Here is a 25,258-nt window from a genome sequence, read left to right on the forward strand (position 1 = left end):
GGCTCAGAGCCCCACACGGCAGAACGGCGACACCAGCCGCTCGTAACCGGGCGGAACCGCTGCGGGTTGATTTTCCAGAGCAACGGCACCGCGGAAGGCGAACATCTGGGCCACATGCATCAGCATGGCGCGTTTCAGCGTATCGGGAACATCAGTTCCCGCCTCACCGTAACCGGCAATGAAGTCGATCTCGATGCCGTTCATCACCCGTCCGGGTGCTGGCGGGTCGCGCAGCCACAGCCGCGCCGGGCGCGCCTCGCCGTCAAGCAATCTGTCGGCGGCTGTGATGTCGGCCGCGCGCCCTTGACCGTCAAAAACCAGAATCGTTTCGATGGTTTGCACCGGTCCCTTACCAATCGGAATCATGCCACTCGGCGGCCACCGGTCGAGATAGAGCCGCCAGGTCTGGCGTATCAGGCAAAGTCCCGTCGTACGTTCCAGATGCTCGCGGGCGGTAAGGATCAGCGCAGCCAGCAGCGCATCCTCGTCGCCGCCGTCGAGACGCAAATGCGCCTTCACCTCGGCAAGCGTCAGCGGCTCCGCCTGCGGCGGATGAATGAGGGCATAGGTCATGGGGTCTCCGGATATGGGACAGAAAGAAGTCCGGCCGAAAGCGTTTGGCGAAAATGTAGCATCCGCACGCCGTCACCCCCGACTTGGTCCGGGGTGACGGGGAAGATTGTGGTCAATTCACCCCGAACTTCACCAGCTTGATCGCCTCGAAGTTCTGAACGCCGCCGCCCACGCGCTTGGTGGTGTAGAACAGCACATAGGGTTTTGCCGAATAGGGATCGCGCAGGATGCGCACGCCGGTGCGGTCCACCACGAGGTAACCGGCGCGGAAATCACCGAAAGCGATGGCGAAGCTGTTTGCCGCGACATTCGGCATATCTTCGGCCTCCATCACGGGAAAGCCCATCAGCGAGGCGGGCTGCCCGGCGGCAGCGGGCGGATGCCAGAGATAGGCGCCGCTGGTATCCTTGAAGCGGCGCAGCGCCCCTTGCGTCTTGCGGTTCATCACGAAGTTGCCGTTCTGGCGGTGGCCTGCCTTCAGTCCATAGACGGCATCCAGCAGCACATCCATTGGCCCCGCGGAGGCGAAGCCACCCGCAACACCGGTGGCGACATAACCGATATTGCCCCAGCTCCAGCTGTCATTGGCGACGGCCGTATAGGAGAGGAAACCCTTCGGTTTGTTGGTGCCGTCGCCGGCGATGAACGCCGCTGCCTCCTGTTCTGCAAAGGCAATGTCCACTTCCGAGGCGATCCAGGCCTCGATATCCACGGCCGCATCATCCAGCAACCCCTGGGTTGCGGCAGGCATGGCGTAGAGTTCCATAGTCGGGAAGGAAAGTTCGGAGAGCTTCGGTGTTGTCGTCTCGGGGCGAGCCGCAGTTTCAGAAACCCAGCCGGTGGCAAATCCACCCGGCGAAAACGGCTTCTTCAGCACGGCAGTGGAAACCTGCCGCACGGTCGCCAGCGACCGGATCGGTGAAATCGCCGTCATGCGGCGGCCGATCTCGCCATCCGTTTCGGTGGGCAGCAGATAACCACCATCGGCGCCTGTCGATCCGGCAAAGGCCTTGGCCTCCAGATCGCGCAGCGCGCCCTCCTCACCCCGGCGGATATAGGCCTCGAAGGCGGCCTTGTGCTCATCCGTATCGAGGGAATGCGCCTGCTTGCGGCCGAGCGCCGGGCGCGCCTTCTTGAGCGCCAGATCGTCCATGATCTTGCGGTTGTCATCGAGCGCCTTGTCGATGCGGTCGAGCTTGTCGCGGGTCACGACGTCGGACCCCATCTTGCGTTCGATATCGGAAAGCCGCTGGTCGTTGGTGTCGCGGAAGGCCTCGAAGGCCTCCATGAACTCGTCGAAGGCCGCCGTCATCGTATCGGGCACGGCCTTCACCTGCGGCGCGACCGTCATTGCGGCCGGTTTGGTCATCTGGTCTGTCATGTCGCCATCCTTGTTTTCGGAAGTGTTTGGGAGGAAGTCAGCGTTTGAAGGCTGTGTCGAAAAGCGAACGCGCCGCGCGGCGCATGGTGCGCACCAGCTCGGTTTCGCGGTCGCGGAAGAAGCGGGCGTGTTTGACATCCGAGACCCGCGCGGACGGCAGCATCGGAAAGGTCACCACAGAGATTTCCCAGAGATCGGCCTCAAGAATGCGCCTGACGCCAGAGCGTGCCGCCTTGCCGGAGCGCCCCTCCTTGCTGGAACGTACCGTGCGAAAACCGATCGAAAGCCCGTCCAGCGCGCCTGTCTTCATCAGCGAATGGACCTCGCGCGAACGGGCGACGCCGGGGGCGAGAACACCTTCCACGTAAAGCCCGCGCTCATCCTCGCGGATGGTACGCCATGCGCCGATCGGCTCGGCAGGATCGTGCTGGTAGAGCATCCGGATACCGCCCGCACCGCGTTCCTCGATGGAGCGGCGGAAAGCGCCGCGCTCGATCACGTCGCGGCCGAGATCGACCTCGCCGAAGACGCTGGCATAACCGGAAAACGTGCCGTCGCCAGCTATGCCGCGCAGTTCCAGATTGGCGAATTTGCGCGTGGCGGGGCGCGGCCCGCGATAGACGTGCATGGGAAACTCCTGCGATGTGAAAAGGGGGTGCCGCGTGGAGGCTAAGCGCGCGGACGGGCGTTGTAACGGTCGGCCACGCGCACCAGCAGGCCAAGCCCCCACCAGGCCACCATGCTGGCAGCGGCAGAACCCGCCACCATGATTTCCCGGCCGGAAAGCGCGCCGGCAATCTCGAGTTGCTGCACGATCCACAGGCCCACGGGGCCGCCGAAGATCATGCCGCAGGAGACGCCGGTCACGAAACGGCTCGCCGCCTCGCGTTTGCTTTTCGGCAGAAGGTAGACGAGCGACACACCCGCGCCTGCGACGGCACCGGTGATGCGAGCGGCCCAGATGCCGCCTTCATTGGCGAATTCAGACATGGGTAATCATTCCGGTTTAGGATGTGAAAAATCGGACAGACGCGCCGCGTCGCCCGCAGGTCGGGTGTGCAGTTTCAAAACGCCATTTCGCGAGTCTTCAGAATCGCTTGAACGGCGAACCTCACAAAACGATTCCGCTGGTTCAGAAATTGGTCGAAGACGCAGCCCGGTGGCTCAAGCACGGTGGCTAATACCCCACCGCCTCCCGCTTTTCCTCGTCGGTCAGAAACGACGCTGCGCCGATCCTTGTCCACAGGGCGTCCCGCTCACCGGCAAGACCGGCGATCCTGTCAAGATCCGGTTCCAGCCGCAGCCCGGAGCCGAAAATCGGCGACAGCCAGCCGCAGAGCCGTGCCGCCGTGCGGTTGACGAGCGGCAGCACGGTGAGACGATAAAAAGCGCGGTTTGCCTCCTGGTAATTGGCATAGGTATTGTCGCCGGGAATGCCGATCAGCATCGGCGGTACGCCGAGTGCAAGCGCGATGTCGCGTGCCGCACCGTTGCGTGCTTCCAGAAAATCCATGTCGCGCGGCGAAAGCCCCATGGCCTTCCAGTCGAGACCGCCTTCCAGAAGAAGCGGCCGGCCTGCATTCATCGCGCCCTGATAACCTTCCTCCAGCTCGCGCTTCAGCCGCTCATATTGCTCGGTCGAGAGATTGCCACCCTCCTTTGGCTGATAGACCAGTGCACCGGAAGGGCGAGCGGAATTGTCGAGCAGACGTTTGTTCCACTGGCTTGCGGCATTGTGCAGATCGAGAGCCGCGCCCGCCGAAGCAAGTGGCGCGAACCCGGCCCGATCGTCCAGTGGATGAAAAAGCTTCAGGTGCAGCAGCCCCAGCCCGTCACGTTCAGAGGCAATGCGCCTGATGGCGCGGCCCTCGGCACGATAATCGTAACCCACGGGCCAGCCATCCTCGCCTTCGATGATGCTCACCCTGTCCGGCCGCAGAAGATGCAGCTCGCGCAGTCGTTCGCCGACCACTAGCGGCTCGATATAGGCGTTGCCAGCCAACATCAGATGGCCATACAGCGTCTCGAAAAAGTCCGGCCCGCCCATATGCGCGCTGGGCTTGCCTAGAAGTGCGAGCAGCGGATGATCGCCGATCTCCTCATCGCCATCGTAAAGCAGCCAGCTCACTGATGCGGAGGCTTCTGCCACCATGCGGGCGGCGCGGTGCGCTACCGGGTTTTTCATGAAGCCCTCGCGGGCGAGCGCGGCATAGGAGCGGCCGGACCAGAATGCCTGCCCACCCTGCGCCGCAACCGCCATGAAGCCGCCCGCCGCTGTCTTGCGTTCAGGCACGGCTCTGCCATCCGCCGGGCGCCGCCACGGCAGGGAAAACGGAAATCGCATGGAATTGTCCTTGTTTTAATGCGGGCTCAGTTTCCCGCCAGGCCCTCATCCCTGTGCTCGTCACAGGGATTCAGCCAGCCCAAGTCTTTGGACTGAAAGCACTCTTTTCGCCGCGCAGACGCGCGTCGGCTGGATTCCTGTGACAAGCACAGGAATGAGGGTGGAGGGCCCGAGTCTTGACGAAACTTACCGGATTGGCGCTTTCACTGCCGTATCGCTGTTGAAATCAGCGGCAACCCGCGTCTCGCGCAGCGGCTTCACCGTACGCGTCGAAAGATCATAAGCGGGGTCGGCTTTGTAGGCCGCGAGCGCCGCCTCGTTTTCGAACTCGCCATAAACGATAAAATCGACCGAATTGCCCCATTGGTCCTTCTTCACATTCTCGCCGATTTCGAGCTTCAGCGAATGCGGTATGGCGGTGAGGCCGGAGAGCCCCTTGCGCACGGCGTCGCGGTTTTCCTCGGGAACGGTGAAAAAAACGATATGGCGGATCACGGTGTCACCTGTCATGCAAAATTCGAATATGGCCCTTGCGGCGCTTGCTAACGGGTTATCATCTGCCCCGCGCCGGTTCAATCCGCGCCGCCAAAAGTGCGCGATGAAATGCCCGGCCGTAGTCCCCGACAAGCCGCGCCCGGTCGCGGCCATTGATGATGGCGCGCGCACCCTCCCAATCCTCACGCTTGCCCTCGAAGACATCGGCAAGTTTCCGGCCGGTAAAGCTGCCGGCTATCATGCCGTGGATCAGGATCGCGGTTGCCACATCCGGTTCCATGGCGCGCTCGGGACGCTCCAGAAGGTCCACACCGGTCAGCTGCGACATGGCCTCGTAATTGCGGCGATGCGTCAGTTGCACGAAACCGCGCCCGAGCCAGCTTCTGCCGTCGGCGTCTGGCCGCCAATAGGGTTTGCGCACCATGGGCAGCCTGCCTGCCGCAAAGGCCCGGTCCAGCCTTGCGATCGCCTCGGCATCGTTTGCCGCCAATGTCTCGCGCACCGGCTGCATGGTCGCAGCCGTCTCGTGAAAAGTGGTGGCCAGCATGTAGGCGAGCCAGCGGGGATCACCGCCCGGCAGGGCCTTGCCGAAGCCGGCCAGGATCGCCTTCGTCCCGTCAAGCTGTGTAGCTCGCAGGCGACCACCGTAGATGGAAATTCGCACCGACGCGAAGAATCGCGCCTCGTCATAGGCCACAGCCGGCTCCTGAAAATCGTGGGCGATATCACCCTTTGTTTTTTCCACATGACGGCCGTCAGAACTAAATCGATTTGAACAAATCCTAATCGATTTTAATCCGCTGACCGGGGTTTTGAGGTAAAAAATTCCTTGAGTTGCGGAACCTTAGCGCGCTAACTCCATTCACCGCGCACTTCCGCAGCGTTGACCATTCAAGGAGGAATGCCACCATGACAGCGACAATCCCCCAGACCGTTTATGACCGGCTCGAAAACGAGTGGCGCCAGATGCGCGAAACCGGTTCTCAGCCGAAACCCGCGCAGTCTCCGAAGAAGTAGGATCTGCCAGACGTCCGATTTTGGGCGTTAACGGCGACCCGGATTTCTTCTCCCCGCCGGGGAGAAGAACCAATATGCATCGGCTAGATAGGCAATTGGCTCTCATTCATGGGGCCAATAATCGCGGACATCACATCCCTCGCACCCTCGGCTCACTCGCCACAGTCGTCGTCAACGCCGTTATTGCCCAAACCAGCGCATCGAGCCGGTCGGGCGAGCGTCCGGATGAAAGACCGTCGGGTCCGAAATCCGCCATCTGGTCGGTTAGTTTTTCAAACCGTGCGGCGTGGCGTACCCTGCCCTGTTCGTAGAGTGCCGCCACCGGCTCGGCGCGGGTGAACTTGCCCCGGCTTGCCCGCACCAGGGTCAGCGGCAGATTGGCGTCTATGCTCTGCAACATTGCCCGCACCATCTCGCCGCCCTGATTGACTTCCGCAACCACCCGGTCGCCCTCATGACGGCGAACGGCGGCGACAACGGCCCGCGCCCAGCCGCCCGGTGTTTCACCTTCCACCGAACAATCCGCAAGCACGACCAACTTGCCTGATATGCCAAGCCCGGCCGCCACGATGCCGCAGCAGGAATTTTCACCGATACCGGCGGGCGGGTCTACCGCGACCACGATCCGCGCCAGCGACTCATGGTCGGTTTCCACAATTGCTTCCAGATCGGCACGTTTCCACAGCGCGCCTTCGCGCTCATCAATCAGTTCGCCGCCGATTTCCTGACGCCCCAGCCGCGTACCGCCGTAACGGTCGTGCATGGCTTTCAGGAAACCCGGTGAGAGATTTTGCGCATTCATCGCCGTCGGCATTTTGGCCACCCGGCTCGAAGGGTCGGCGAGAAGCGCCTTCAGGAGGGGAATGGGCCGTGGCGTCGTCGTCACCAATTGCCGTGGGGCCTCACCAAGACGCAGGCCAAATTGCAGCATGTCCCAGGTTTCCTGCGGATATTTCCATTTTCCAAGTTCATCGGCCCAAGCCATGTGAAATTGCGGGCCGCGCAGGCTTTCTGGGTCTTCCGAGGAAAACACCTGCGCCATGGCCCCGTTTGGCCAAATGAGCCGGCGGCGCGATACCTCGAAGGCGGGGCGGCAACGGCGGGCGATACGGCAGATGCCGGAAATGCCGTCGATCATCACCTCACGGGCATCCCCCAGGGTTTCCGCAACAAGCGCGATGCGCAGATCAGATTGCTTGCCGGCGGACGCAATCCTGTGCACCCATTCGGCCCCGGCGCGGGTCTTGCCGGATCCGCGCCCGCCGATCAGAAGCCACGTCCGCCAGTCACCCTCGGGCGGCTGTTGCGGCAGGTTGCCGATGAAACGCCAGTCGCGCAGAAGGGTGAAGACCTGCTTTTGCAGTTGGGGTTCGCTCGAAACATCCGTCATGTGTCAGCTTCTGTAGATGCACTACGAGCCAGATCGGCCTCCAGCCTCGCGTGGCATTTCTGTTCCGCCAGTTCGTCGATGCGTTTGAGGAAATGCGCCACCGCCATTTCGTAATCTTCGGTATCGGCTTCGTCCTCGCCGGCAAGAGCCTGCCTCTCTTCTGCCAGCACCCGTTGCAGGGCATCGATCCGTTCCAGTGTGCGCACAATCAGCGAAAGCTGATCCGTTGCGGCCTTCACGTCGGCGCGCGCCTGTTTGCCCGAGGCATCCTCCACCGTTGATAAAAATGCCGCTTCGCTTGTCTGCCGCAGGTTGCGGTACATGCAGAACTGTTCGCGCATCTCCACCGTCAGCTCGTTCAGCAATTGCCGCAGATTGCCATTGCGCGCCGCATCTTCGGCAGCCAGCTTGTCGGCCCGCGATTTTATCTCGGGTGCGGCCTCCAGCCTGCCCTCGCCGCCATAGGCGCAGCTTTCCTGCCAGACGCCGTGGAGCGCCAGATCGCAATTGCAGATATTTGCCATGAGGTGGACCTGCGAGAGAAATGACGTGTCGCGGAAAGAGCATCGGCTAAACCGACCTTTGCCGCTCAGCCGCAAATCTCCGACTGTGACCTAAACCTATCAAACCACCGTCACGCTGTAAAGGATTATTTTCCTATGATTGTGATTTTTATCCTTCGAACAGGGTTTGCACCCTCGCCCGCCGCATACTACACTCGTGCCAGACGGCGGGAAAAAGGGGCAAGTCAAGTTGTTGAAACAATGGGTTGGGCGGTTGTTTGCGGGTCTTTCGGCAACCGGCATCGTCTTTGGCACTATTCTGTTCTGCGCTTCGCTCACGCCGTCTCTTCTGCCGCGCACATGGCTGATGCAGGGTGCGCTGTGCGGATTTTCCTTTGCCATCGGTTATCTGATCGGCGTGGCGCTCACCGCCATATGGACCTATCTGGAATTGCCCCACCCCTCGCGCCATAACCGGCGCAGCATCCGCTTTCTCATCGCCCTTGCCAGCGCGATAACGGCGATCGCGTTTCTTTGGCAGGCGAAAGACTGGCAGAATTCCATCCGTATCCTGATGGAGCTCGATCCGTTACCCAGCGCCCACCCCACCAAGACCGGCGGCGTTGCGGTGCTGGTCTCCGCCCTCCTCATCGGCGCTGGACGGCTTTTCCAGCTCATCCGGCGATTCTTCTCGGTGCGCAGCCGTCACTTCCTGCCGCGCCGGCTCGCCAATGTGCTCGGTATCGCCGCCGCCATCGTGCTGTCATGGATGCTGCTGAACGGTCTGATCTTCGATATCGGCCTGAAGTTTGCCGATTCCTCGCTGAAACAGGTGGATGCGCTGATCGAGCCGGATGTACCGCGCCCTTCCGATGCGCTCAAAACCGGCAGCAGCGCTTCCCTGATGACATGGGAATCGCTTGGCCGCAGAGGCCGCGAATTCGTGGCCGGCGGGCCGGAGGCACAAGAGATTTCCGCCTTCACCCACCGCCCGGCCAGGGAACCGCTCAGGGTCTATGCAGGCCTGAATTCTGCGGCAACGCCCGAGGAAAGGGCAGCACTTGCGCTGGAGGAGCTGAAGCGGGTTGGCGGGTTCGAGCGCAAGGTGTTGCTGGTCGTCATTCCCACCGGCACCGGCTGGATCGATCCGGAAGCGCTTGATACGGTCGAATATCTGCACGACGGCGATATCGCCAGCGTTGCCGTGCAATATTCCTATCTTTCCAGCTGGATCGCGCTTCTGACCGAACCGGATTACGGTGTGGAAACGGCGCGCGCGCTGTTTCAGGCCGTCTACGGTTACTGGACCACCCTGCCGAAGGAGACGCGCCCGAAACTCTATCTGCACGGGCTGAGTCTCGGTTCGCTGAACTCGCAGAAATCATCCGATCTTTACGACGTGCTCTCGGACCCGTTCCAGGGTGCGCTGTGGAGCGGTCCGCCCTTTTCCAGCCCCACATGGCGCATGGCCACCAATGGGCGCGTGGCGGGTACGCCGGAATGGCTGCCGCGTTTCCGCGATTCCTCGGTCATCCGCTTCGCCAACCAATATACCACTGCGCATATGCCTGATGCGAAGTGGGGCCCGATGCGCATCGTCTATCTGCAATATGCCAGCGACCCGATCACCTTCTTCGAGGCCGCATCGCTTTACCGGCGACCGCAATGGATGGTTCATCACGGCCCTGACGTCTCCACATCCTTCCGCTGGTTCCCGGTCGTGACCCTGCTGCAGCTCGGTCTTGATGTTGCCGCCGCCACCACGGCGCCGATCGGTTACGGCCATGTCTACGCGCCGGAGCACTATATCGATGCTTGGATGGAGGTAACCGCACCGCAGGGCTGGAATGCGGATGATATCCAGCGGCTGAAGATGTTGTTCAAGGCCCGCCGCGGCTCCACCGATCCGGCGTGACGCGACGGGCGTGTGGTTTCTGAGCGTCAGTCCTTCAGCGCGGCCACATGGTCGGCCACATAGGTTTCCAGCGAGCGCGGTGCGTGGCCGGTCAAAGTCTCGACATCACCGGTGACCGCCGACGTCCAGCCTTCGCGCACCGGATAGAAGATCGACGCGAGGAAGGCGGCGTAATCCTTCGGAACGCCAGCGCCGGTCAGAATGCCGATAAAAACATCGTCCGAAACCGCGCTATAGCCGACCGGCTTGCCGATGGCCTTCGAGATGATCGTGGCCGCCTCGCCGTAACTGAAAGCCTTCGGCCCGGTCAGGTTGAACGCCTTATTGTCGAAAGCCGTCGAGGTCAGCGCTGCCGCTGCACTGTCGGCGATATCGCGCACGTCGATGAAGCTCGACTTGCCCTCACCTGCCGGAACGGCGATCTGGCCGTGTTCGATGCCGGCCTTCCAGTAGGTGTGGAAATTATCGGCAAACCAGTTGGGGCGCAGAATGACGTAAGGCGCGCCGGAAGCGATGATCTTCAGTTCCACCTGGCGATAGGGAATGGAATCGTCGGCATCGACGCCGAAGACGCTGAGGAACACGATCTTCACATTGCGGCGGGCAGCTTCCTCGACAACCGGCGTCAGCGCGTCGATTGCATCCAGACGCCCGCCAGCCAGGATCAGAAACAGGCGATCAACGCCATCGAAGGCATCCGTGTAGGTCGAGGCGTCGGTGTAATCGAAGCGCACCCCTTCCGCGCCTTCGGCTGCCTTGCCGGTGCGCGAGGCCGCTTTCACGCTTTCGCCCCTGGCCAAAAGCGCCTTTACCAGCGGCGTGCCGATGGTGCCGGTGGAACCGATTACGAGTATCTTGCCAGTCATCTCAAATCTCCGTAGTATCCAGTAGAAACCATGTTTCGAAAACATACGTACTGCGTATTCGAAATCAGGAAAAGAGAGCACTTTCCGGTTATCTGGTGTCCTCAAGGAAACCGACCCGGGCTTTTCAGAGCGGGATGAGACCCATGGAACATGTCTATGACGTTTACGAGGATCGCTGCCCCACACGCATGGTGCTGGACAGGATCGCTGACAAATGGGCGCTGCTGATCCTCGACAAGCTTCGGGTGAACGCGGTGCGCTTCAACCTGCTGCGGCGGGAAATCAAGGGCATTTCGCAGAAGGTTCTGTCTCAGACGCTGAAAAAGCTCGAGCGCGACGGCCTGATTTCGCGGCAGGCCTTTCCGACGGTGCCGGTCACGGTCGAATATTCTCTGACGCCGCTCGGGCGCACGCTGACCGACACGGTTGCGGCACTGGCCCACTGGGCGGAGGGCAATATGGACGCGGTGCTGGCGGCGCAGAAGGCTTATGATGAGAGGGGTGGGTTAGGGTAAGGCAAGCCCCCACCTTCCTGATTTCTGTGCTTGTCAAAGGGATGAGGGAGACGAGAGCATTGCGCGCACTCGTCCGCCTTTCGCCTGCCAAATCCTCCAACGCCTACCGCGAAATCCGTGTGGAAAGAATGATCGACGATAGCGTGCGTTCCACGCCGTCCAGCGCGCCGATCCTGTCGATCAACCGGTCAAGGTCGAGAATGGAAGGTGCTGCCAGAATGGCGATCAGGTCGAAAGTGCCGCTGACCGAATGCAGCGTTGTCACCTCCTTGATGGCGGTGAGCGCCGCCGTCACGCCGGGCAGCGCCTTTGGCCCGATGGTGATCAGCACATGGGCGCGCACCAGCCCGGAAAGATAGCTTTCCGAAAGTCTCAGGCCATAACCGGCGATCACCCCTTCGGCCTCGAGCCGCTCGATGCGAGCCTGCACGGTGGTGCGCGAAAGGCCGAGTTTGCGGGCCAGTTCCGCCACCGGCATGCGGGCGTTTTCGGAAAGCAGGGCGAGCAGCGCCCGGTCCTTGTCGGCAATCGTCATAATGACCAATCCTGTCGTCTAATTGTCCAATATTAACCCGCTATCCGCACATAGTGAAGCTGCGAATCGTCCAAAAAAGCTGGCATTCTGTCTATGAAGCGCATCCGGTGCGCAGAGGCATATAAATTTACTGCGGGGAACAAAAACATGAAAAACATCGTCGTCATCGGCGCGGGCAATATCGGTTCAGCCATCGCCTGGATGCTGGCTGTCACCGGCGATTATCGCATCACGGTTGCCGATCGCTCGGCAGACCAGCTGACGAATGTGCCGGCGCATGAGCGTGTCGACACTGAAATCGTCGACATTGGCGACCGTCCGGCGCTGGAAGCGCTGTTGAAAGGTAAGTTCGCCGTGCTTTCCGCTGCCCCCTTCCACCTGACGGCGGGCATTGCGGAAGCTGCGGTTACAGTCGGCACGCATTATCTCGATCTGACTGAAGACGTCGAATCCACCCGCAAGGTCAAGGCACTGGCGGAAACGGCTGAGACCGCGCTCATTCCACAATGCGGCCTCGCCCCCGGTTTCATCTCCATCGTCGCCGCAGATCTTGCCGCCCGGTTCGACAAGCTGGACAGCGTGCGCATGCGTGTCGGCGCGCTGCCGCAATATCCGTCCAATGCGCTGAACTACAACCTTACCTGGAGCACGGACGGGCTGATCAACGAGTATATCGAGCCCTGCGAAGCCATCGTCGAAGGCCGCCTCACCGCCGTTCCGGCGCTGGAAGAGCGCGAAGAGTTCTCGCTCGACGGCGTGACATATGAGGCCTTCAACACCTCGGGCGGCCTCGGCACGCTATGTGCGACGCTGGAAGGCAAGGTGCGGACGATGAATTACCGCACCATCCGTTATCCCGGCCATGTCGCGATCATGAAGGCGCTTTTGAACGACCTCAACCTGCGCAACCGCCGCGATGTGCTGAAGGACCTGTTCGAAAACGCCCTGCCCGGCACCATGCAGGACGTGGTCATTGTCTTCGTCACCGTCTGCGGCACCCGCAACGGCCGTTTCCTGCAGGAAACCTATGCCAACAAGGTCTATGCCGGCCCCGTTTCCGGCCGGATGATGAGCGCAATCCAGATCACCACCGCAGCCGGCATCTGCACCGTTCTCGACCTGCTTGCGGAAGGCGCCCTGCCGCAGAAGGGGTTTGTCCGGCAGGAAGAAGTGGCCCTGCCGAAATTCCTGGAAAACCGGTTTGGAAGATATTACGGCGCGCATGAGCCGCTGGCCCGGGTTGGGTGAGTTAAGGGGAGCAATCGGCCCCGACACTGTCATCCTCGGGCTCGTCCCGAGGATCTGCTGATGTCTCACAAAATCAATAGGTCGCAGATGCTCGGGACAGGCCCGAGCATGACGGCGAGCGGCGGAATGCCTCTCCCAAATCACGTCCCGCAAAAGGTCCGAAACACCTTCTCATCGCTCATCGGCGGCTGCATGTAGACGAAATTGTCCGGCCGTTCCTCAAATGGCGTGGCAATCGCCGCCAGCATGGCGTGGAACGGTTCGAAATCGCCGTCTTCCACCGCCGCCTCGATCAGTTCCTCGATGCGGTGGTTGCGGGGAATGATGGCCGGGTTGACGGCGAGCATCGCCCGCGACCTCTCGGAGGCAGAGACTTCTTCCCGCCCGGCCCGCTCCCGCCAGCGCGCCAGCCATGCATCCGCCGCCGCGATATCGATGAACATGCCGCGAAACGGCTCGGCATCGCCCTCTACCGCGTGAGAAAGACGCCGGAAGGTCAGCGTATAATCGGCTTCCGATGCCTGCATCAGCGAAAGAAGCGCCTGCACCAGCTCGATATCGCCCTCCTCTTCGCCCGTCAGCCCAAGCTTTTCGCGCATGCCGGCAAGCCAGCGCTTGGGAAACGCGGCGGCGAAATCAGCGAGCACGGCGTTTGCGAGTTCGGCTGCTTTCTCCACTTGAGGGTCAAGCAGCGGCAACAGGCATTCCGCCAGCCTTGCAATGTTCCATTGGGCGATGCCCGGCTGATTGTTGAAGGCGTAGCGCCCCTGTGCGTCGATGGAGGAGAACACCTTGTTCGAATTGTATTCGTCAAGGAAGGCGCATGGACCGAAGTCTATCGTCTCGCCGGAGATCGCCATATTGTCGGTATTCATCACGCCGTGGATGAAGCCAACCATCATCCAGCGGGCGATGAGTTCGCACTGCCTCTGGGCGATGCCCTGCAACAGGGCGAGATAGGGATTGTCCGCGTTTTTCACTTCGGGATAGTGGCGGTCAATCACATAATCCGCGAGATTTCTGATCCCCTCATCATCCTCGCGCGCGGCGAAGAACTGGAAGGTGCCGACCCTGATATGGCTTGCCGCAACACGGGTGAAAACCCCGCCCGGCAGACCCACCTCGCGCTGCACCCTGTCACCGGACAGGACGGCGGCGAGCGCCCTTGTCGCGGGAATGCCAAGCGCGAACATTGCCTCGGAGACGATATATTCGCGTAGCACCGGGCCGAGCGCCGCGCGCCCGTCGCCCCTTCGCGAAAACGGCGTCGGGCCGGAGCCCTTCAGCTGGATATCCCGACGTTTGCCGTGTTTGTCGATGACTTCACCGAGAAGAATGGCACGACCATCGCCGAGCTGCGGCACGAAACCGCCGAACTGGTGGCCGGCATAGGCCATGGCCAGCGGCTCGGCCCCTTGCGGTACCACATTGCCGGAAAAGATCGCCGCCAGCCTGTCGTCGTCCAGGCCTGAGACGTCGAGAAGAAGCTCGTCTGCCAGCGCGCGATTGAAGGCGATGAGGCGTGGCGCCTTCACCGGCGTTGGCAAGACGGCGGCGCTGAACCTTTCCGGCAGGCGGGCATAGGAATTGTCGAATGTGATCACGGGTAAACTCCCTGCTTTTACCTGATATGGCCCTTTTTCCGCCCGGTTGCGAGGGGTGAATAGCCACAATTACGGGAAGCCGCAGCGAAGTTTGGAAAAATCAATTTGAACTACAGGTATATTTGAACATACAAACATCCAATGAATGAGCCGCAATGCAAGCAGGATAAATTCGTGCCAGAGTTCCCCTATGACGACAGTGAAATGGGCGAGGCCATCCGCCGCTTCGACTGGGCGTCGACAAGCACGGGGCCGATAGAGACATGGCCGGTATCACTCAAAACCACCGTGCAGATGATCCTCAAGCAAGGCCATGCAATCTGTCTGTTCTGGGGGCCTGACCTCAACATCGTCTACAACGACGCCTACCGCCCGTTTCTCGGGCTGAAGGAAGAGGGTGCGCTCGGCAAGCCGTTTCACATCATCTGGTCCGATGTCTGGAACGATGTGAAACCCTTCGTGGATCAGGCACTCTCCGGCAAGGGCACGTTCGCCGAGGACATGCATCTCGTCATGGACCGCAACGGCTACCCCGAAGACACCTACTGGACCTTTTCCTACAGCCCGCTTTACGACGACCAGGGCAAGATCGCAGGGCTGATAGACATAGCCGTCGACACGACCGGAGCGGTGCAGAGCCGCAGCCGGGAGGATCTTCTGCGGCGCGAACTCGTCCACCGGGTCAAGAATACGATGGCGATCACCACGGCGGTCGTCAGCGCCACTCTGCGCCATTCGCAGACGCTTGAGGATGCGCGCGACACCATCAAAAGACGTATCGCAGCACTCGGCAACGCCCAGAACCTCATTCATGCTTCGGGAAAGGGTGCCAGCATCTCCGCGCTTGTCCGCGAGTCCGTTTATCCGCATCTCGACGACAAGGCGCGCGTAACGATTTCCGGACCGGACATGGAAATCGCGCCGCAACAGGCGCTGGGCCTGTCTCTGGCCATTTATGAACTGGCCACCAACGCGATGAAATATGGCGCACTTTCCAACGAGAGCGGCAAAATCGAAATCTTTTGGACGCTGGACGACGATGACCGCTTCGAACTGCGCTGGCGCGAGACGGACGGACCTGCGGTCAGGACGCCGACGCGTACGGGTTTCGGCTCGCGGCTGACCAACCAGATCGTTGCGGCTTACTTCTCCGGCGAAGGCCGCACCTTCTATCATCCAGATGGGCTGCTGTTCGAGCTGGATGGCAAATACGAAGCTGGCGACGGCGAAACCTCTGGCGGTTGAACTTTCTTTCGTCCCATTCGTTGCGTTTCCTGAACCAAAGTAGCAGCAACGAAAGGAACGGGAATGACCGTCGTTGAAGCCGTAGCCGCCGAGCCGGAAAGCGCAATCCGCATCCTGCACACCGATCTGCCTGTTAACGCCACTTTCCATGTATGGCTGAAGGCGAAAAAACCGGCGGAACCCGGCGCCGTCTCCTTTTCCAATGCGAATGGAAAATTCGCTGAGGTTTCAAGCCTCAACACGGAAGAGTTCGGATTTAGAATCTATCAGGTCTTCGGCGGCGGCCATGTGGAACTGAGCTACGATACTGTCACGACCGCCGTTTCCGTCATCTACTGGTTCACCGCCGCCGACGTGCTGGAAACCGGGATAACCGTCGTCCATACCAAGCCGGACAATGCCGCACCGGAACTGCCTGACAGCTACCACTTCCGCCCGCCCTTCGGCTGGATGAACGATCCGAACGGCTTTGGCCGGTTCGAAGGACGACCGCATCTGTTCTACCAGCATTATTCACACGGGCTGCGCTGGAACACCATGCATTGGGGCCACGCGGTTTCCTCCGATTACCTGCGCTGGAGGCATTTGCCGATCTTCCTCTTCCCTTCAGAGGACCTGACAACGCGGCCGGACAAGCGCGGCGGCGCTTATTCCGGCTCGACAATTCCTTTGGTCGAAGGTTCGGGCATCCGCGTGTTCTTCACCGAGCAGGTGCAGGATCGCATTCCCGAACAGCAGATCCAGCTCACCGCCACTTCTTCCGATCTCATCATGGCCGGACAGGCCGAAGTCATTCTCGGCCATCGCCCGGACGGACAGGGGCTGACGCCGGATTTCCGCGATCCTTACGTCTTTCGCGGCCCGGATGGACTTTGGAAAATGCTGCTCGGAAGTCAGAGCGACGGTGGCGGCGTCATCCTGCTTTACGAGACGCTGGACCCGACGGCGGCGTCAGGCTGGACCTATGTGGGCAAGCTTTGGGTGGAAACGCGCTACAAGACCACTGCCATTGAATGCCCCTGCCTTCTGCCGCTCGACGGCCCGGCCAATGCCCGATCCACGCGCTGGGTTCTGGTCTATGGGCTGATGCATTCCGAAGACCCTGAAACCGGCCGCAAGAACCTGACCATGGCCGATGTCGGCTGGTTCGACGGCAAGGTCTTCACCAAAGAATTCGGGCAGGAGCTGGATTTCGGCACCGACAATTACGCCTTCCAGGCGTTTCTGGATGGCGACAGCATCATCGGCATCGGCTGGCTCGCCAATTGGGCGGATGCCAATCCGGAGATCGATTTCCCGACATCCATGACGCTGCCGCGCCGGATCCACTATTCGAACGGCGAGCTACTGACCCCGCCCATCGGTGCGGCGGAAAGCCTGCGAAGCCATATTGTCGATCGCACGCGGCTGGCGGCCGGGGAGCGCGTCACCTTCATCAACGGTGCGGTGGAGATGCTGATCGAGCTTGCTTCGCCCGGCACACCGTTCGAGTTGGTGCTCGATCATCCCGTGGTCACACTGGGCCTCATCGCCGATGAAACGGGCCTGTGGATCCGCCATGATGACGGGCGCGATGCCCCCTCGCCGCACTATATCGCCAGAGGGGCAAGGGCCTCGCACATCCGCGTCTTTCTGGACTACGGATCCATCGAAGTGTTCGCCAACCGGGGCCGGTATGTGGGGACAAAACGCATAGAGGGTTTCGAGCCCGTGCGTTCAGCGCTCCTCAAGGCAGCGCCGGGGGCTGTAGTGCACGCCACCAGCTGGGCGCTGCGTCCGTGAGGAACCTTTTGGCGGATCTGCTGTTGATAAGCAGCAACCGCTCAAAGGAGAAACGGCATGACAAAAATCAGCGATTCCCGCGATCCCATCCTGTTTCCGACAGAAGCCAACGAAAACAAGACCGAGAAAAAACGCGCGGGCAAGGGTGTCGTCATCATTATTGGCGCAGTCGCGATCATGGCTTTCGTGGTGTATCTGGCGGCGATCACCATCGCCACCACGCAGTCTTAACGGCACACACGCCGCAGAGGCGTCAGCGCTGTCCGCTTCGCAAGCCGCGGGTTGTCAGGATCGCCAGAAGCGAGACGATGACACCCAGCCCATAGAGATAGAGCATCGGCATCGTCACATCCGCACGATCGATCTGCAGAACGAGACCGCTCGCGGCAGCGACGGTGCCGCTTGCGCCCGCACCGGCCGCGGCACCCAGCGTCGCGACCGTAGGCAGCAGCGCGCCCGTCATCTTGCGCTCCTCTTCCGGCGCGGCTTCCATGGCCGCCTGGCTGATGCCTGCCCAGGACATGCCGAAAGCTGAACCGATCAATATCTGCCCGATCAGCATTTCCGGCCAGTTCCCCGTCGCCAGCCCAAGCCCGAGCAGCGCACAGCCCGGCACCATCTGGTAGGGTCCGTAATTCAGGCAAAGCTGCCGCAGGCGGCCCGAACGCAGGCTGCCGATCAGCATTGCCACGAAGCTCCAGGCAAGCGGCATCGTCACGACGATAAAACCGGCGAAGGTCGGCTCATGGTGCCAGAGATTGATGGCGACATAAGCGAGATAGACGCTGCCGAGTGCATGGGCATAGGACATCAGGAACAGCACCCAGAAACCGCTGCCAAGTACCGTTTTCAACCGGAAGGAATCCCTGGGGAACAGGCCGGTGGAAGGCCGGATGCCCGCCTTCAGCGACGCCCACAACAGTGCCGCACCAACCAGCAGCGACATGATGCGCAGACCGGCATCCTCAAAGGCGGAGGGTGCGGAGAAAGCCAATGCACCAACAAGGCAAAGGAGCAGCGGCACCATCGGCTTGCGCGAGGTCGCGACCGACCGTTCTGCCGAGACCGCAATCGCCGTATAGGCCAGCAGCAGTACGATCAGCGGCGCAGACAGCAGGAATGTGGCGCGCCAGGAGATGTGCTCCGTGGCAAACCCGCCGGTGAGCGGCCCGACGAAGGACGCCACCGCCCAGATGGCCGCCTCGATGGCAAAGACCTTCGGCAGTAGAGCCGAGCGAAAGCCGGCAGGTATGAGGCTGTAACACACGGCCACGATCAGGCCATCGGCAAGTCCCTGCAACGCCCGGCCGATGACGACCCATAAAAAGCTGTCGGCGAGCGCCGACATGACGGAGCCGAAGGAAAAGATAAGGCAGCACAGGAACAGAACGCTGCGTGCGCCAAAACGCTCGCGAAACAGAACGGCGGTGACACCGCCTGCCACGGAACCGACGAAATAGAGGCTGTAGGCCCAGCTATAGAAGGCCGCGCCGCCAATCTCGCGCACCGCGACCGGCAGGGCCGTGACTACTGCAAACTGGTTGAAGGCATGCAGGCCGATACCGGAGGAAATGACGGTCAGAAGCGAGAGGTTCGCCCCACCAAGCAATTCCGACCAGCTATTTTTCTCCGTCATTTCCATACTCGTCAAAGCCGTATCCTTTCCATTCTTGCGATACGGCGGGCAAACTAGAACCTCAAGCACCATTGAGGTCAAGGCGCCTTTTCACCTATTCCGCTCGAGCGAACTTGCAGGCATCAGGAACCCTCTGCCTCCCCGGTCGTTTGCGCAATGACCAGACAGAAAGGATACCACCATGGACCGCAAGAAAATCACACCTCTCAACGAAGACGCCATGGACGAGGAACTGCTCGATCTCGATATCGACGCCCTTCCGGCAAAGGGAGAAATTCCGCAGTCCATCGAACATGAAATAGAGGAAGAAGAGGCCGAGAGCGAGGACGACCCCTATCAGGAAAGCGACGAGGCCCTTCCCGATGACGCGGAAGAGCGCGTGATCGACCGCAATCCCTCGCGCGAAGGCGGTGCGTTCGACGAGGTTTAGGGACTGGCGGCGGGGCGGGATGCGGCCGTCAGTGGGCCTTCGCAGGCTTCTGGGCGGCCTTTTCGACGCCTGCCGCTAGATCATCGAGGATCGGGCAATCCGGCCGGTGGTCGCCGCCGCAGCAATGGGCAAGGTGGGACAGCGTCTTCACCATGCCCTTCATCTCGGCAATCTTCTGTTCGAGATCGGCGATGTGGCCGAGCGCAATGTCCTTCACCGCCGAACTCTCGCGGCTCTTGTCCTGCCAGAGTTTCAGGAGCGTTTCCGTCTCCTCCAGCGAGAAGCCAAGCGTGCGCGCCCTCTTGATAAAGCGAAGATTATGCACGTCCTGCTCGCCATAGACCCGGTAGTTGTTGCCGGTGCGGGCGGCGGGGGTGATGAGTCCGATCTGTTCGTAATAACGGATCATCTTGGCGGAAACGCCGGATGCATCCGAAGCCTGTCCGATATTCATAATGCCACTTCCCTCAGGGAGACTTTCGCCCGTTTATGGCTACTATGTAAGGATTCCCATCATGGGAAGGTCAAGGGATAAGGACATTTTTTATCGCACACACAATCGTGAGTGCCTGGCAGGGCTCTGAATTCAATGGTTACGCCGCCACACGTCTGGCGAGATAAATCGTCGCCCCACCGCAATCGGGATCGTTGACGATGTGGTCGAGAAGTTGAAACCCGTGCGAGGCAAGCAGGCTTTCATATTCTTCGCGAGCGAGGCTGGCATGGTAAAGCGGTTTTCCCTGAAGGGTCCCCGTCGCTTCACCGTGTCCCGGCCCGGCCGTGAACATCAGTGCGGCGCCGTCATTGGCGTGCTGCCGGAAAATACCGAACATGCGGCGCTGATCGTCGGCCTTCAGATGGAAAAAACTATGCCAGGCAATCAACCCGTCGAAGCGGCAACTCAACACGAGTTCACGCATATCGGCGACCACCCAGCGCTTTTCCGGAAATCTGGTGCGGCAAATTTCTATCAGGGGATATGACGTATCGATGCCGGTCACGTCATATCCGTTGCCAATGAAGTAGCCGGCGATCGGCTCGCCTGAACCGCAGCCGATATCGAGGATGGATCCGCCCTGCGGCAAAAGCGACGTGAACCTATCCAGCCAGGGTTTTTCGGCGAGGGAACGACCGCGCAGCCTGTCGAAATCGGCCCCATGGTCGGTGTAGAGCTTGATCACATCGTTGGAGGCATCCGCCATGTCCGCTTTTCCTTGGGGCTGGCCGGCCGTATAATCATCTGTGCACCGCCAGCCGGGCAATATCGCGCAGGAAGGCGTCGCGCACTGCGGGGCCGAGCGGTTCACTCGACGGCTTGTCGGCAACGCGAAGCCTTGCGAAGACGATGTGCTGGCCTTCGCGCTCCGCCCAGCCAACGAACCAGCCGAAGGGGCGGCTTCGGTCGGGGTTGCCTTTTTCGTCGCGCATGAAGCCCGTGCCGGTCTTGCCGTGCACGCTCCAGCTCTCCGGCGCATCGAACACCGGCACGATCGCCCGCGTCTTTGCCTGCGCGTCGCGCGAAACCGGCAGATTTCCGGCCAGAAGGCGGCGGATGAAGCCCACCTGCTCGACCGGGGAAACGGTCAGGGAAGCACCGAGCCAGGAATGGGTGAGACCGTTATTCTTGCCGGGTTCACCGGATACATCGGCATTGCCGTAACCCAGACGTTTGACATAGGCGGCGAATTTTTCCGGGCCGAGGCGGCGGGTAAGTTCGCGCGAATACCACAGCACCGAATCCTGCTCCCATATGGTCGGATCAACCGTCTTGCGGTCCTGCGCGCGGGCCTCCGTGCCGGGTTTCCAGTCCCATGCGGGGGTCTTGTCATCCAGCAGGATGCCGGCGTCATAACCGATCAGAGCCAACGGCACCTTGAAGGTGGAGGCCGGCGCCACGCGCTGATCGCAGGCGCCCTGCTGGTTGATGACAGCGCCGGTCTCGATGGAGGTGACCAGCGTGCATTCAAAAGCCTGCGATTGCTGGGCGGAGGCGGAAAGCGGCAGAATACCCTGAAGGGCAATGCACGAAAGAACGATGGCGGGCAGCCGATAGCGCATGCGTTTTGATGTCCCTCGTCCGCATTCTGCGGATCATATGCCGGAATGGATGAACGGCGGCCCGTGTTTCAGGCATGCCGTGCTTCCGAAACATGCCTTAAGAAAACGATGGGGCAGGAATAGGACCAACACGAAAATTGGCGACTTCCGTCAGCTATTCTCTTTTTCGCCCGCCGTCTCACCCACTGTGAGCGGCCAGTCCACCACATAATCCTCGAAATCGTCAACCTCCACATCCAGCTCGTTGACGGTGCGGCCGCGCGCGGAAATGCCGGCCTGATGCACCGTGTTCACGTCGCCGGAGACGAGATAGTGCCACCAGTACAGATCCTTACCATCGCGCACCAGCGCGTAGGCACAGGTGGGCGGCAGCCAGCCGATTTCGTGCACCTTTTTCAAATCCAGCTGGATACAGTCCGGCACGGTGGCGCGGCGGTTCTCATAGTCGGAGCACCGACAGCTTTCACCGTCGAGCAGCTGACAGCGGACCGACGTGAACACCACTTCGCCGGTGTCCCAATCTTCCAGCTTGTTCAGACAGCACAGGCCGCAGCCGTCGCACAGGCTTTCCCATTCCTGGCCACTCATCTCTTCCAGTGATTTGGTTTTCCAGAACGGCGCGTCATTCATCGTTAACATTTCCGTTCCATTTTGATCTCTTGGAGGGCAAGGTTTAACCGATCCCTAATCCTTAATATCGTATCGCCAAGGGCTGGTTTGTACGATATTTTAGCATTTTGGCGAGTTGCAATGGGTCATTGACCCGCGAGAGGCCGCCGCGTCAAGCAATTCCAGCAGAACCATGTCATGGTTTTGCGTCCGGAATTGGATGAAGCGCAGAAACATCGACAATCCGCGTTGCGTTGAACAGGAAAACATCGCCAGGTGCAGGAAGAAAAAGACGATAAAAACGGTCGCAAAAAGCGGCACATCCTGCTGAGAATCGATAGCTTTATCGACTCCGGCCTGTGGACGGCTGCGGCAAGGCTGGTGGATTTCTGGGAAGACGTCACCATTGCCTCGCGCAAACTGCATGTGCGCGGCTGGAAGAAGCTTCTCGTCAACCTGACATGCGACGCGCTGACCTTCGGAACGGCCGGCTGTGTCGTTCTTCTGGCGCTTGCCATGCCCGCCTTTGAGGAGACCAAGAAGGACTGGCGTTATCGCGGTGATTTTGCCGTGACCTTCCTTGACCGTTACGGCAACACCATCGGCCATCGCGGCATCATCCATGAGGATTCCGTCCCGATCGACCAGATGCCGGATCATTTCATCAAGGCGGTTCTGGCCACCGAAGACAGACGCTTCTTCGACCATTTCGGCATCGATTTCATTGGCCTTGCACGCGCCATGAGCGAAAATGCCCGCGCCGGCGGCGTCGTGCAGGGCGGCTCGACGCTGACGCAGCAGCTTGCCAAGAACCTGTTCCTTACCAATGAGCGCTCGCTTGAGCGCAAGATCAAGGAAGCCTTCCTCGCGCTGTGGCTCGAGGCCAACATGTCGAAGAAGGAAATCCTCAGCCTTTATCTCGACCGCGCCTATATGGGCGGCGGCACGTTCGGGGCGGCAGCGGCGGCGCAATTTTACTTTGGCAAGAACCTGACCGATGTCACGCTTGCCGAATCCGCCATCCTCGCCGGCCTGTTCAAGGCGCCGGCCAAATACGCACCGCATGTCAACCTGCCCGCCGCACGTGCGCGCGCCAACACCGTGCTTTCCAACCTGGTGCAGAGCGGGCTGATGACCGAGGGTCAGGTGATCGGCGCGCGGCGCAATCCGGCCACCGTCATCGACCGCGCCGATGTGAAGGCCCCGGATTATTTCCTCGACTGGGCGTTTGACGAGGTACAGCGGCTGGCGGCGCAGGGCAGGTTCAAGGACCATACCGTCGTCGTGCGCACCACCATCGATACCGGGCTGCAACAGGCAGCCGAGCAGGCGATGGAGATGGAGCTGCGCGAGTATGGCGAGGGCTACCGCGTCAAGCAGGGCGCGATGGTGATGATCGAAAACGGCGGCGCGTTGCGCGCCATGGTCGGCGGGCGTGACTACGGCGAAAGCCAGTTCAACCGCGCGACCGCGGCGCTGCGCCAGCCGGGATCCTCCTTCAAGGTCTATACCTACTCGGCCGCCATGGAAAAGGGCATGAAGCCGGAGACGCTGATTTCCGACGCGCCCGTGACCTGGCGCGGCTGGTCTCCGCAGAATTATGGCCGCTCCTACGCCGGCAAGGTGACGTTGCAGGTGGCGCTTGCCAAATCCTACAACACCGTGCCGGTGCGTCTCGCCAAAGACGTGCTCGGCACGCAGGTGATCGTCGACACCGCCAAGGCGATGGGCGTCGCCACGCCGCTGCGCAGCGACAAGACCATTCCGCTCGGCACATCGGAACTGACGGTTCTCGATCAGGCGACGGCGTATGCCGTGTTCCCGGCCGATGGCATGCAATCGCGCCGCCACGGCATCGAGCAGGTGCTGGATTACGAGGGCAAGGTTCTCTACGATTTCGGCCGTGACGAGGAACCCGCCAAGCGGGTGCTTTCCGAAGAGGCCAATTCGAAGATGAACCAGATGCTTGTCACCATTCCCGTGATGGGAACGGCCCGGCGCGGCGCGCTTGAAAACGGCATCGTTTCCGGTGGCAAGACCGGCACGTCGCAGGCTTACCGCGACGCGTGGTATGTGGGCTTCACCGGCAACTACACCACGGCGGTCTGGTTCGGAAACGACGATTTCACGCCGATGAACAACATGACCGGCGGCGCGCTTCCCGCCATGACCTTCAAGCGGCTTATGGACTACGCCCATCAAGGCATGGAGCTGCGCCCCATTCCCGGCATCCAGAACCCGCTGCCGACAGGCGCGCGCCCGCAGCCTTCGGCCCAGGTCGCTGCCGCATCCGCCACCGCTGCACCCGCCATGCCGGCACTCACCCGCCCACGCTCGCTCTCGGCCGAAGCAACCCGCGTCATCCGTTCCATCGCCAAGAAGATGAAGGAAGCCGCGCCTTTGACCGTCATGACGCAAAAGGTTGCGGATGCGTCGTTGCGGGATGGCCCGGGGGATGCGGCCCGGCGGTGACGGCTTGGCAACCTTGGCTCATAATGAAGGCGTTTTTCCCTCCAGATTGCTGCCTGCACTCGGCTTTAGAAAAATCCACATTTGGTGCTTGACCTCAATCATGGTTGAGGTTGCACAGTCCGGTTGCAAAAAAGCGAATGCCCGAAAGGCGCAGCGCTAAGGCAATTGAGGACAGGAAATGGTGAAAGTAAAAGCATTGTTCGAGACGCATTTGACGGTTTCGAACCTGGAACGCTCGGTTGAGTTTTATCGTAATGTTGTCGGTCTGGAGCTGGCACAACGATTCCCTGAACGGAATGTGGCGTTCTTCTGGACCGGCGAACGTGGGCATTCGATGCTTGGCCTATGGTCCATCCAGTCCGCACCCATCAATATGAGACTGCACATCGCCTTCAGCGTCGATTTTGATCAGCTTCTCGCCGCACCGGACTATCTACGCCGGAACGGCGTAACGCCGCTCGGTTTTGACGGCGAAAACGAGATCGACGAGCCCGTCGTCTTTCCATGGATGCCGGCAGCCAGCGTCTATTTCAAGGATCCCGACGGCCACTCGCTGGAATATATCGCGTTTCTTGGCGGCGAAGCAAAACCGCAGATTCCGCGCGTGTTGAACTGGAGCGAATGGCAGACTATTTGATCT

The 25,258-nt window shown here is 60.9% G+C and carries 26 protein-coding genes; 9 read left to right on the top strand and 17 right to left on the bottom strand.

Translation table 11 applies throughout. The annotated features are described in order from the left end of the window. Positions 1-3: 3 nt before the first annotated feature. The 9 genes from FB593_RS04755 to FB593_RS04800 form a co-directional block, all read right to left on the bottom strand. The gene (locus tag FB593_RS04755) at positions 4-573 is read right to left on the bottom strand and encodes a head-tail connector protein (protein WP_121556470.1); all 570 of its coding nucleotides are present in this window, start codon (positions 571-573) and stop codon (positions 4-6) included. A 112-nt stretch (positions 574-685) separates the two neighbouring features. After that, positions 686-1,954: a phage major capsid protein gene (locus FB593_RS04760; protein ID WP_041694343.1), complete on the bottom strand. Its 1,269-nt coding sequence runs from the start codon at positions 1,952-1,954 to the stop codon at positions 686-688. A 37-nt stretch (positions 1,955-1,991) separates the two neighbouring features. Continuing rightward, positions 1,992-2,582 (bottom strand): HK97 family phage prohead protease, encoded by a 591-nt coding sequence (locus FB593_RS04765; protein WP_065661221.1) that lies wholly within the window; start codon positions 2,580-2,582, stop codon positions 1,992-1,994. Between the two features lie 41 nt (positions 2,583-2,623). Continuing rightward, a complete protein-coding gene (locus tag FB593_RS04770; RefSeq protein ID WP_003512100.1) occupies positions 2,624-2,944 on the bottom strand; it encodes a DUF6107 family protein in 321 nt (106 codons plus the stop codon). Between the two features lie 187 nt (positions 2,945-3,131). Further along, positions 3,132-4,298 (bottom strand): phage portal protein, encoded by a 1,167-nt coding sequence (locus tag FB593_RS04775; protein WP_112155261.1) that lies wholly within the window; start codon positions 4,296-4,298, stop codon positions 3,132-3,134. A gap of 186 nt (positions 4,299-4,484) precedes the next feature. Further along, the gene (locus FB593_RS04785) at positions 4,485-4,808 is read right to left on the bottom strand and encodes a Dabb family protein (protein WP_003512096.1); all 324 of its coding nucleotides are present in this window, start codon (positions 4,806-4,808) and stop codon (positions 4,485-4,487) included. A 43-nt stretch (positions 4,809-4,851) separates the two neighbouring features. Further along, positions 4,852-5,490, bottom strand: a complete 639-nt coding sequence (locus FB593_RS04790) for a hypothetical protein (protein WP_065688296.1) — start codon at positions 5,488-5,490, stop codon at positions 4,852-4,854. A 450-nt stretch (positions 5,491-5,940) separates the two neighbouring features. After that, on the bottom strand, positions 5,941-7,200 hold the full coding sequence (locus FB593_RS04795) for a DNA-packaging protein (protein WP_003512090.1): 1,260 nt from the start codon (positions 7,198-7,200) through the stop codon (positions 5,941-5,943). Further along, entirely contained in the window at positions 7,197-7,724 is a 528-nt protein-coding gene (locus tag FB593_RS04800; RefSeq protein ID WP_038490345.1) for a hypothetical protein, read from the bottom strand. Before FB593_RS04800 ends, FB593_RS04795 begins: the two co-directional genes overlap by 4 nt. 253 nt (positions 7,725-7,977) lie before the next feature. Between FB593_RS04800 and FB593_RS04805 the strand changes: the two genes are divergently transcribed. Then, on the top strand, positions 7,978-9,618 hold the full coding sequence (locus tag FB593_RS04805) for an alpha/beta hydrolase (RefSeq protein ID WP_162701110.1): 1,641 nt from the start codon (positions 7,978-7,980) through the stop codon (positions 9,616-9,618). Positions 9,619-9,644: 26 nt separating this feature from the next. On the opposite strand, the gene FB593_RS04810 is transcribed toward FB593_RS04805, so the two are convergent. Then, positions 9,645-10,484 carry an SDR family oxidoreductase gene (locus tag FB593_RS04810; RefSeq protein WP_003512086.1) on the bottom strand — a complete coding sequence of 280 codons (840 nt, stop codon included), beginning with the start codon at positions 10,482-10,484 and terminating at the stop codon, positions 9,645-9,647. Positions 10,485-10,627: 143 nt separating this feature from the next. Between FB593_RS04810 and FB593_RS04815 the strand changes: the two genes are divergently transcribed. After that, complete coding sequence (locus tag FB593_RS04815; protein ID WP_013635728.1) at positions 10,628-10,999, top strand: winged helix-turn-helix transcriptional regulator; 372 nt, start codon at positions 10,628-10,630, stop codon at positions 10,997-10,999. A 103-nt stretch (positions 11,000-11,102) separates the two neighbouring features. On the opposite strand, the gene FB593_RS04820 is transcribed toward FB593_RS04815, so the two are convergent. Beyond that, a complete protein-coding gene (locus tag FB593_RS04820; protein ID WP_003512084.1) occupies positions 11,103-11,534 on the bottom strand; it encodes an Lrp/AsnC family transcriptional regulator in 432 nt (143 codons plus the stop codon). Between the two features lie 147 nt (positions 11,535-11,681). On the opposite strand from FB593_RS04820, the gene FB593_RS04825 reads away from it, so the two are divergent. After that, a complete protein-coding gene (locus FB593_RS04825) occupies positions 11,682-12,782 on the top strand; it encodes a saccharopine dehydrogenase family protein (protein ID WP_003512083.1) in 1,101 nt (366 codons plus the stop codon). 140 nt (positions 12,783-12,922) lie between these two features. Here the strand turns inward: FB593_RS04825 and FB593_RS04830 are convergent, their stop codons facing one another. Further along, positions 12,923-14,383 carry a protein adenylyltransferase SelO gene (locus FB593_RS04830; protein ID WP_145166494.1) on the bottom strand — a complete coding sequence of 487 codons (1,461 nt, stop codon included), beginning with the start codon at positions 14,381-14,383 and terminating at the stop codon, positions 12,923-12,925. A gap of 177 nt (positions 14,384-14,560) precedes the next feature. Between FB593_RS04830 and FB593_RS04835 the strand changes: the two genes are divergently transcribed. From FB593_RS04835 to FB593_RS04845, 3 genes are all read left to right on the top strand, one after another. Beyond that, positions 14,561-15,631 (top strand): sensor histidine kinase, encoded by a 1,071-nt coding sequence (locus tag FB593_RS04835; RefSeq protein ID WP_246662299.1) that lies wholly within the window; start codon positions 14,561-14,563, stop codon positions 15,629-15,631. A gap of 63 nt (positions 15,632-15,694) precedes the next feature. Then, positions 15,695-17,413 (top strand): glycoside hydrolase family 32 protein, encoded by a 1,719-nt coding sequence (locus FB593_RS04840; RefSeq protein WP_145166355.1) that lies wholly within the window; start codon positions 15,695-15,697, stop codon positions 17,411-17,413. A 57-nt stretch (positions 17,414-17,470) separates the two neighbouring features. Continuing rightward, on the top strand, positions 17,471-17,644 hold the full coding sequence (locus FB593_RS04845) for a hypothetical protein (protein WP_003512077.1): 174 nt from the start codon (positions 17,471-17,473) through the stop codon (positions 17,642-17,644). A gap of 22 nt (positions 17,645-17,666) precedes the next feature. Here the strand turns inward: FB593_RS04845 and FB593_RS04850 are convergent, their stop codons facing one another. Beyond that, positions 17,667-19,055 carry an MFS transporter gene (locus FB593_RS04850; protein ID WP_186447902.1) on the bottom strand — a complete coding sequence of 463 codons (1,389 nt, stop codon included), beginning with the start codon at positions 19,053-19,055 and terminating at the stop codon, positions 17,667-17,669. 175 nt (positions 19,056-19,230) lie between these two features. Between FB593_RS04850 and FB593_RS04855 the strand changes: the two genes are divergently transcribed. Then, positions 19,231-19,479, top strand: coding sequence for a hypothetical protein (locus tag FB593_RS04855; RefSeq protein ID WP_003512073.1), 249 nt, complete (start codon positions 19,231-19,233; stop codon positions 19,477-19,479). A gap of 28 nt (positions 19,480-19,507) precedes the next feature. On the opposite strand, the gene cueR is transcribed toward FB593_RS04855, so the two are convergent. The 4 genes from cueR to FB593_RS04875 form a co-directional block, all read right to left on the bottom strand. After that, complete coding sequence (cueR, locus tag FB593_RS04860) at positions 19,508-19,933, bottom strand: Cu(I)-responsive transcriptional regulator (RefSeq protein WP_145166357.1); 426 nt, start codon at positions 19,931-19,933, stop codon at positions 19,508-19,510. 139 nt (positions 19,934-20,072) lie between these two features. Next, a complete protein-coding gene (locus FB593_RS04865) occupies positions 20,073-20,681 on the bottom strand; it encodes a class I SAM-dependent DNA methyltransferase (RefSeq protein WP_145166358.1) in 609 nt (202 codons plus the stop codon). Positions 20,682-20,715: 34 nt separating this feature from the next. After that, the gene (blaOXA, locus tag FB593_RS04870; RefSeq protein ID WP_003512067.1) at positions 20,716-21,537 is read right to left on the bottom strand and encodes a class D beta-lactamase; all 822 of its coding nucleotides are present in this window, start codon (positions 21,535-21,537) and stop codon (positions 20,716-20,718) included. Positions 21,538-21,687: 150 nt separating this feature from the next. Next, on the bottom strand, positions 21,688-22,167 hold the full coding sequence (locus FB593_RS04875; protein ID WP_019564095.1) for a YcgN family cysteine cluster protein: 480 nt from the start codon (positions 22,165-22,167) through the stop codon (positions 21,688-21,690). Between the two features lie 255 nt (positions 22,168-22,422). On the opposite strand from FB593_RS04875, the gene FB593_RS04880 reads away from it, so the two are divergent. Together FB593_RS04880 and FB593_RS04885 are read left to right on the top strand one after the other, a co-directional pair. Then, positions 22,423-24,618 carry a transglycosylase domain-containing protein gene (locus FB593_RS04880; RefSeq protein WP_003512063.1) on the top strand — a complete coding sequence of 732 codons (2,196 nt, stop codon included), beginning with the start codon at positions 22,423-22,425 and terminating at the stop codon, positions 24,616-24,618. A 178-nt stretch (positions 24,619-24,796) separates the two neighbouring features. Further along, positions 24,797-25,255: a VOC family protein gene (locus tag FB593_RS04885; protein WP_003512061.1), complete on the top strand. Its 459-nt coding sequence runs from the start codon at positions 24,797-24,799 to the stop codon at positions 25,253-25,255. Positions 25,256-25,258: the final 3 nt, after the last annotated feature.

The sequence above is a fragment of the Rhizobium sp. SJZ105 genome, from assembly GCF_007828365.1.
Classification (GTDB): Bacteria; Pseudomonadota; Alphaproteobacteria; order Rhizobiales; family Rhizobiaceae; genus Agrobacterium; species Agrobacterium tumefaciens.

Bases quoted from the DNA above. Each gene is read 5' to 3' on its own strand.
- FB593_RS04755 (WP_121556470.1), bottom strand. From the start codon at position 573: ATGACCTATGCCCTCATTCATCCGCCGCAGGCGGAGCCGCTGACGCTT.
- FB593_RS04760 (WP_041694343.1), bottom strand. From the start codon at position 1,954: ATGACAGACCAGATGACCAAACCGGCCGCAATGACGGTCGCGCCGCAG.
- FB593_RS04765 (WP_065661221.1), bottom strand. From the start codon at position 2,582: ATGCACGTCTATCGCGGGCCGCGCCCCGCCACGCGCAAATTCGCCAAT.
- FB593_RS04770 (WP_003512100.1), bottom strand. From the start codon at position 2,944: ATGTCTGAATTCGCCAATGAAGGCGGCATCTGGGCCGCTCGCATCACC.
- FB593_RS04775 (WP_112155261.1), bottom strand. From the start codon at position 4,298: ATGCGATTTCCGTTTTCCCTGCCGTGGCGGCGCCCGGCGGATGGCAGA.
- FB593_RS04785 (WP_003512096.1), bottom strand. From the start codon at position 4,808: ATGACAGGTGACACCGTGATCCGCCATATCGTTTTTTTCACCGTTCCC.
- FB593_RS04795 (WP_003512090.1), bottom strand. From the start codon at position 7,200: ATGACGGATGTTTCGAGCGAACCCCAACTGCAAAAGCAGGTCTTCACC.
- FB593_RS04800 (WP_038490345.1), bottom strand. From the start codon at position 7,724: ATGGCAAATATCTGCAATTGCGATCTGGCGCTCCACGGCGTCTGGCAG.
- FB593_RS04810 (WP_003512086.1), bottom strand. From the start codon at position 10,484: ATGACTGGCAAGATACTCGTAATCGGTTCCACCGGCACCATCGGCACG.
- FB593_RS04815 (WP_013635728.1), top strand. From the start codon at position 10,628: ATGGAACATGTCTATGACGTTTACGAGGATCGCTGCCCCACACGCATG.
- FB593_RS04820 (WP_003512084.1), bottom strand. From the start codon at position 11,534: ATGACGATTGCCGACAAGGACCGGGCGCTGCTCGCCCTGCTTTCCGAA.
- FB593_RS04825 (WP_003512083.1), top strand. From the start codon at position 11,682: ATGAAAAACATCGTCGTCATCGGCGCGGGCAATATCGGTTCAGCCATC.
- FB593_RS04840 (WP_145166355.1), top strand. From the start codon at position 15,695: ATGACCGTCGTTGAAGCCGTAGCCGCCGAGCCGGAAAGCGCAATCCGC.
- FB593_RS04845 (WP_003512077.1), top strand. From the start codon at position 17,471: ATGACAAAAATCAGCGATTCCCGCGATCCCATCCTGTTTCCGACAGAA.
- FB593_RS04850 (WP_186447902.1), bottom strand. From the start codon at position 19,055: ATGGAAATGACGGAGAAAAATAGCTGGTCGGAATTGCTTGGTGGGGCG.
- FB593_RS04855 (WP_003512073.1), top strand. From the start codon at position 19,231: ATGGACCGCAAGAAAATCACACCTCTCAACGAAGACGCCATGGACGAG.
- cueR (WP_145166357.1), bottom strand. From the start codon at position 19,933: ATGAATATCGGACAGGCTTCGGATGCATCCGGCGTTTCCGCCAAGATG.
- FB593_RS04865 (WP_145166358.1), bottom strand. From the start codon at position 20,681: ATGGCGGATGCCTCCAACGATGTGATCAAGCTCTACACCGACCATGGG.
- blaOXA (WP_003512067.1), bottom strand. From the start codon at position 21,537: ATGCGCTATCGGCTGCCCGCCATCGTTCTTTCGTGCATTGCCCTTCAG.
- FB593_RS04875 (WP_019564095.1), bottom strand. From the start codon at position 22,167: ATGAATGACGCGCCGTTCTGGAAAACCAAATCACTGGAAGAGATGAGT.
- FB593_RS04885 (WP_003512061.1), top strand. From the start codon at position 24,797: ATGGTGAAAGTAAAAGCATTGTTCGAGACGCATTTGACGGTTTCGAAC.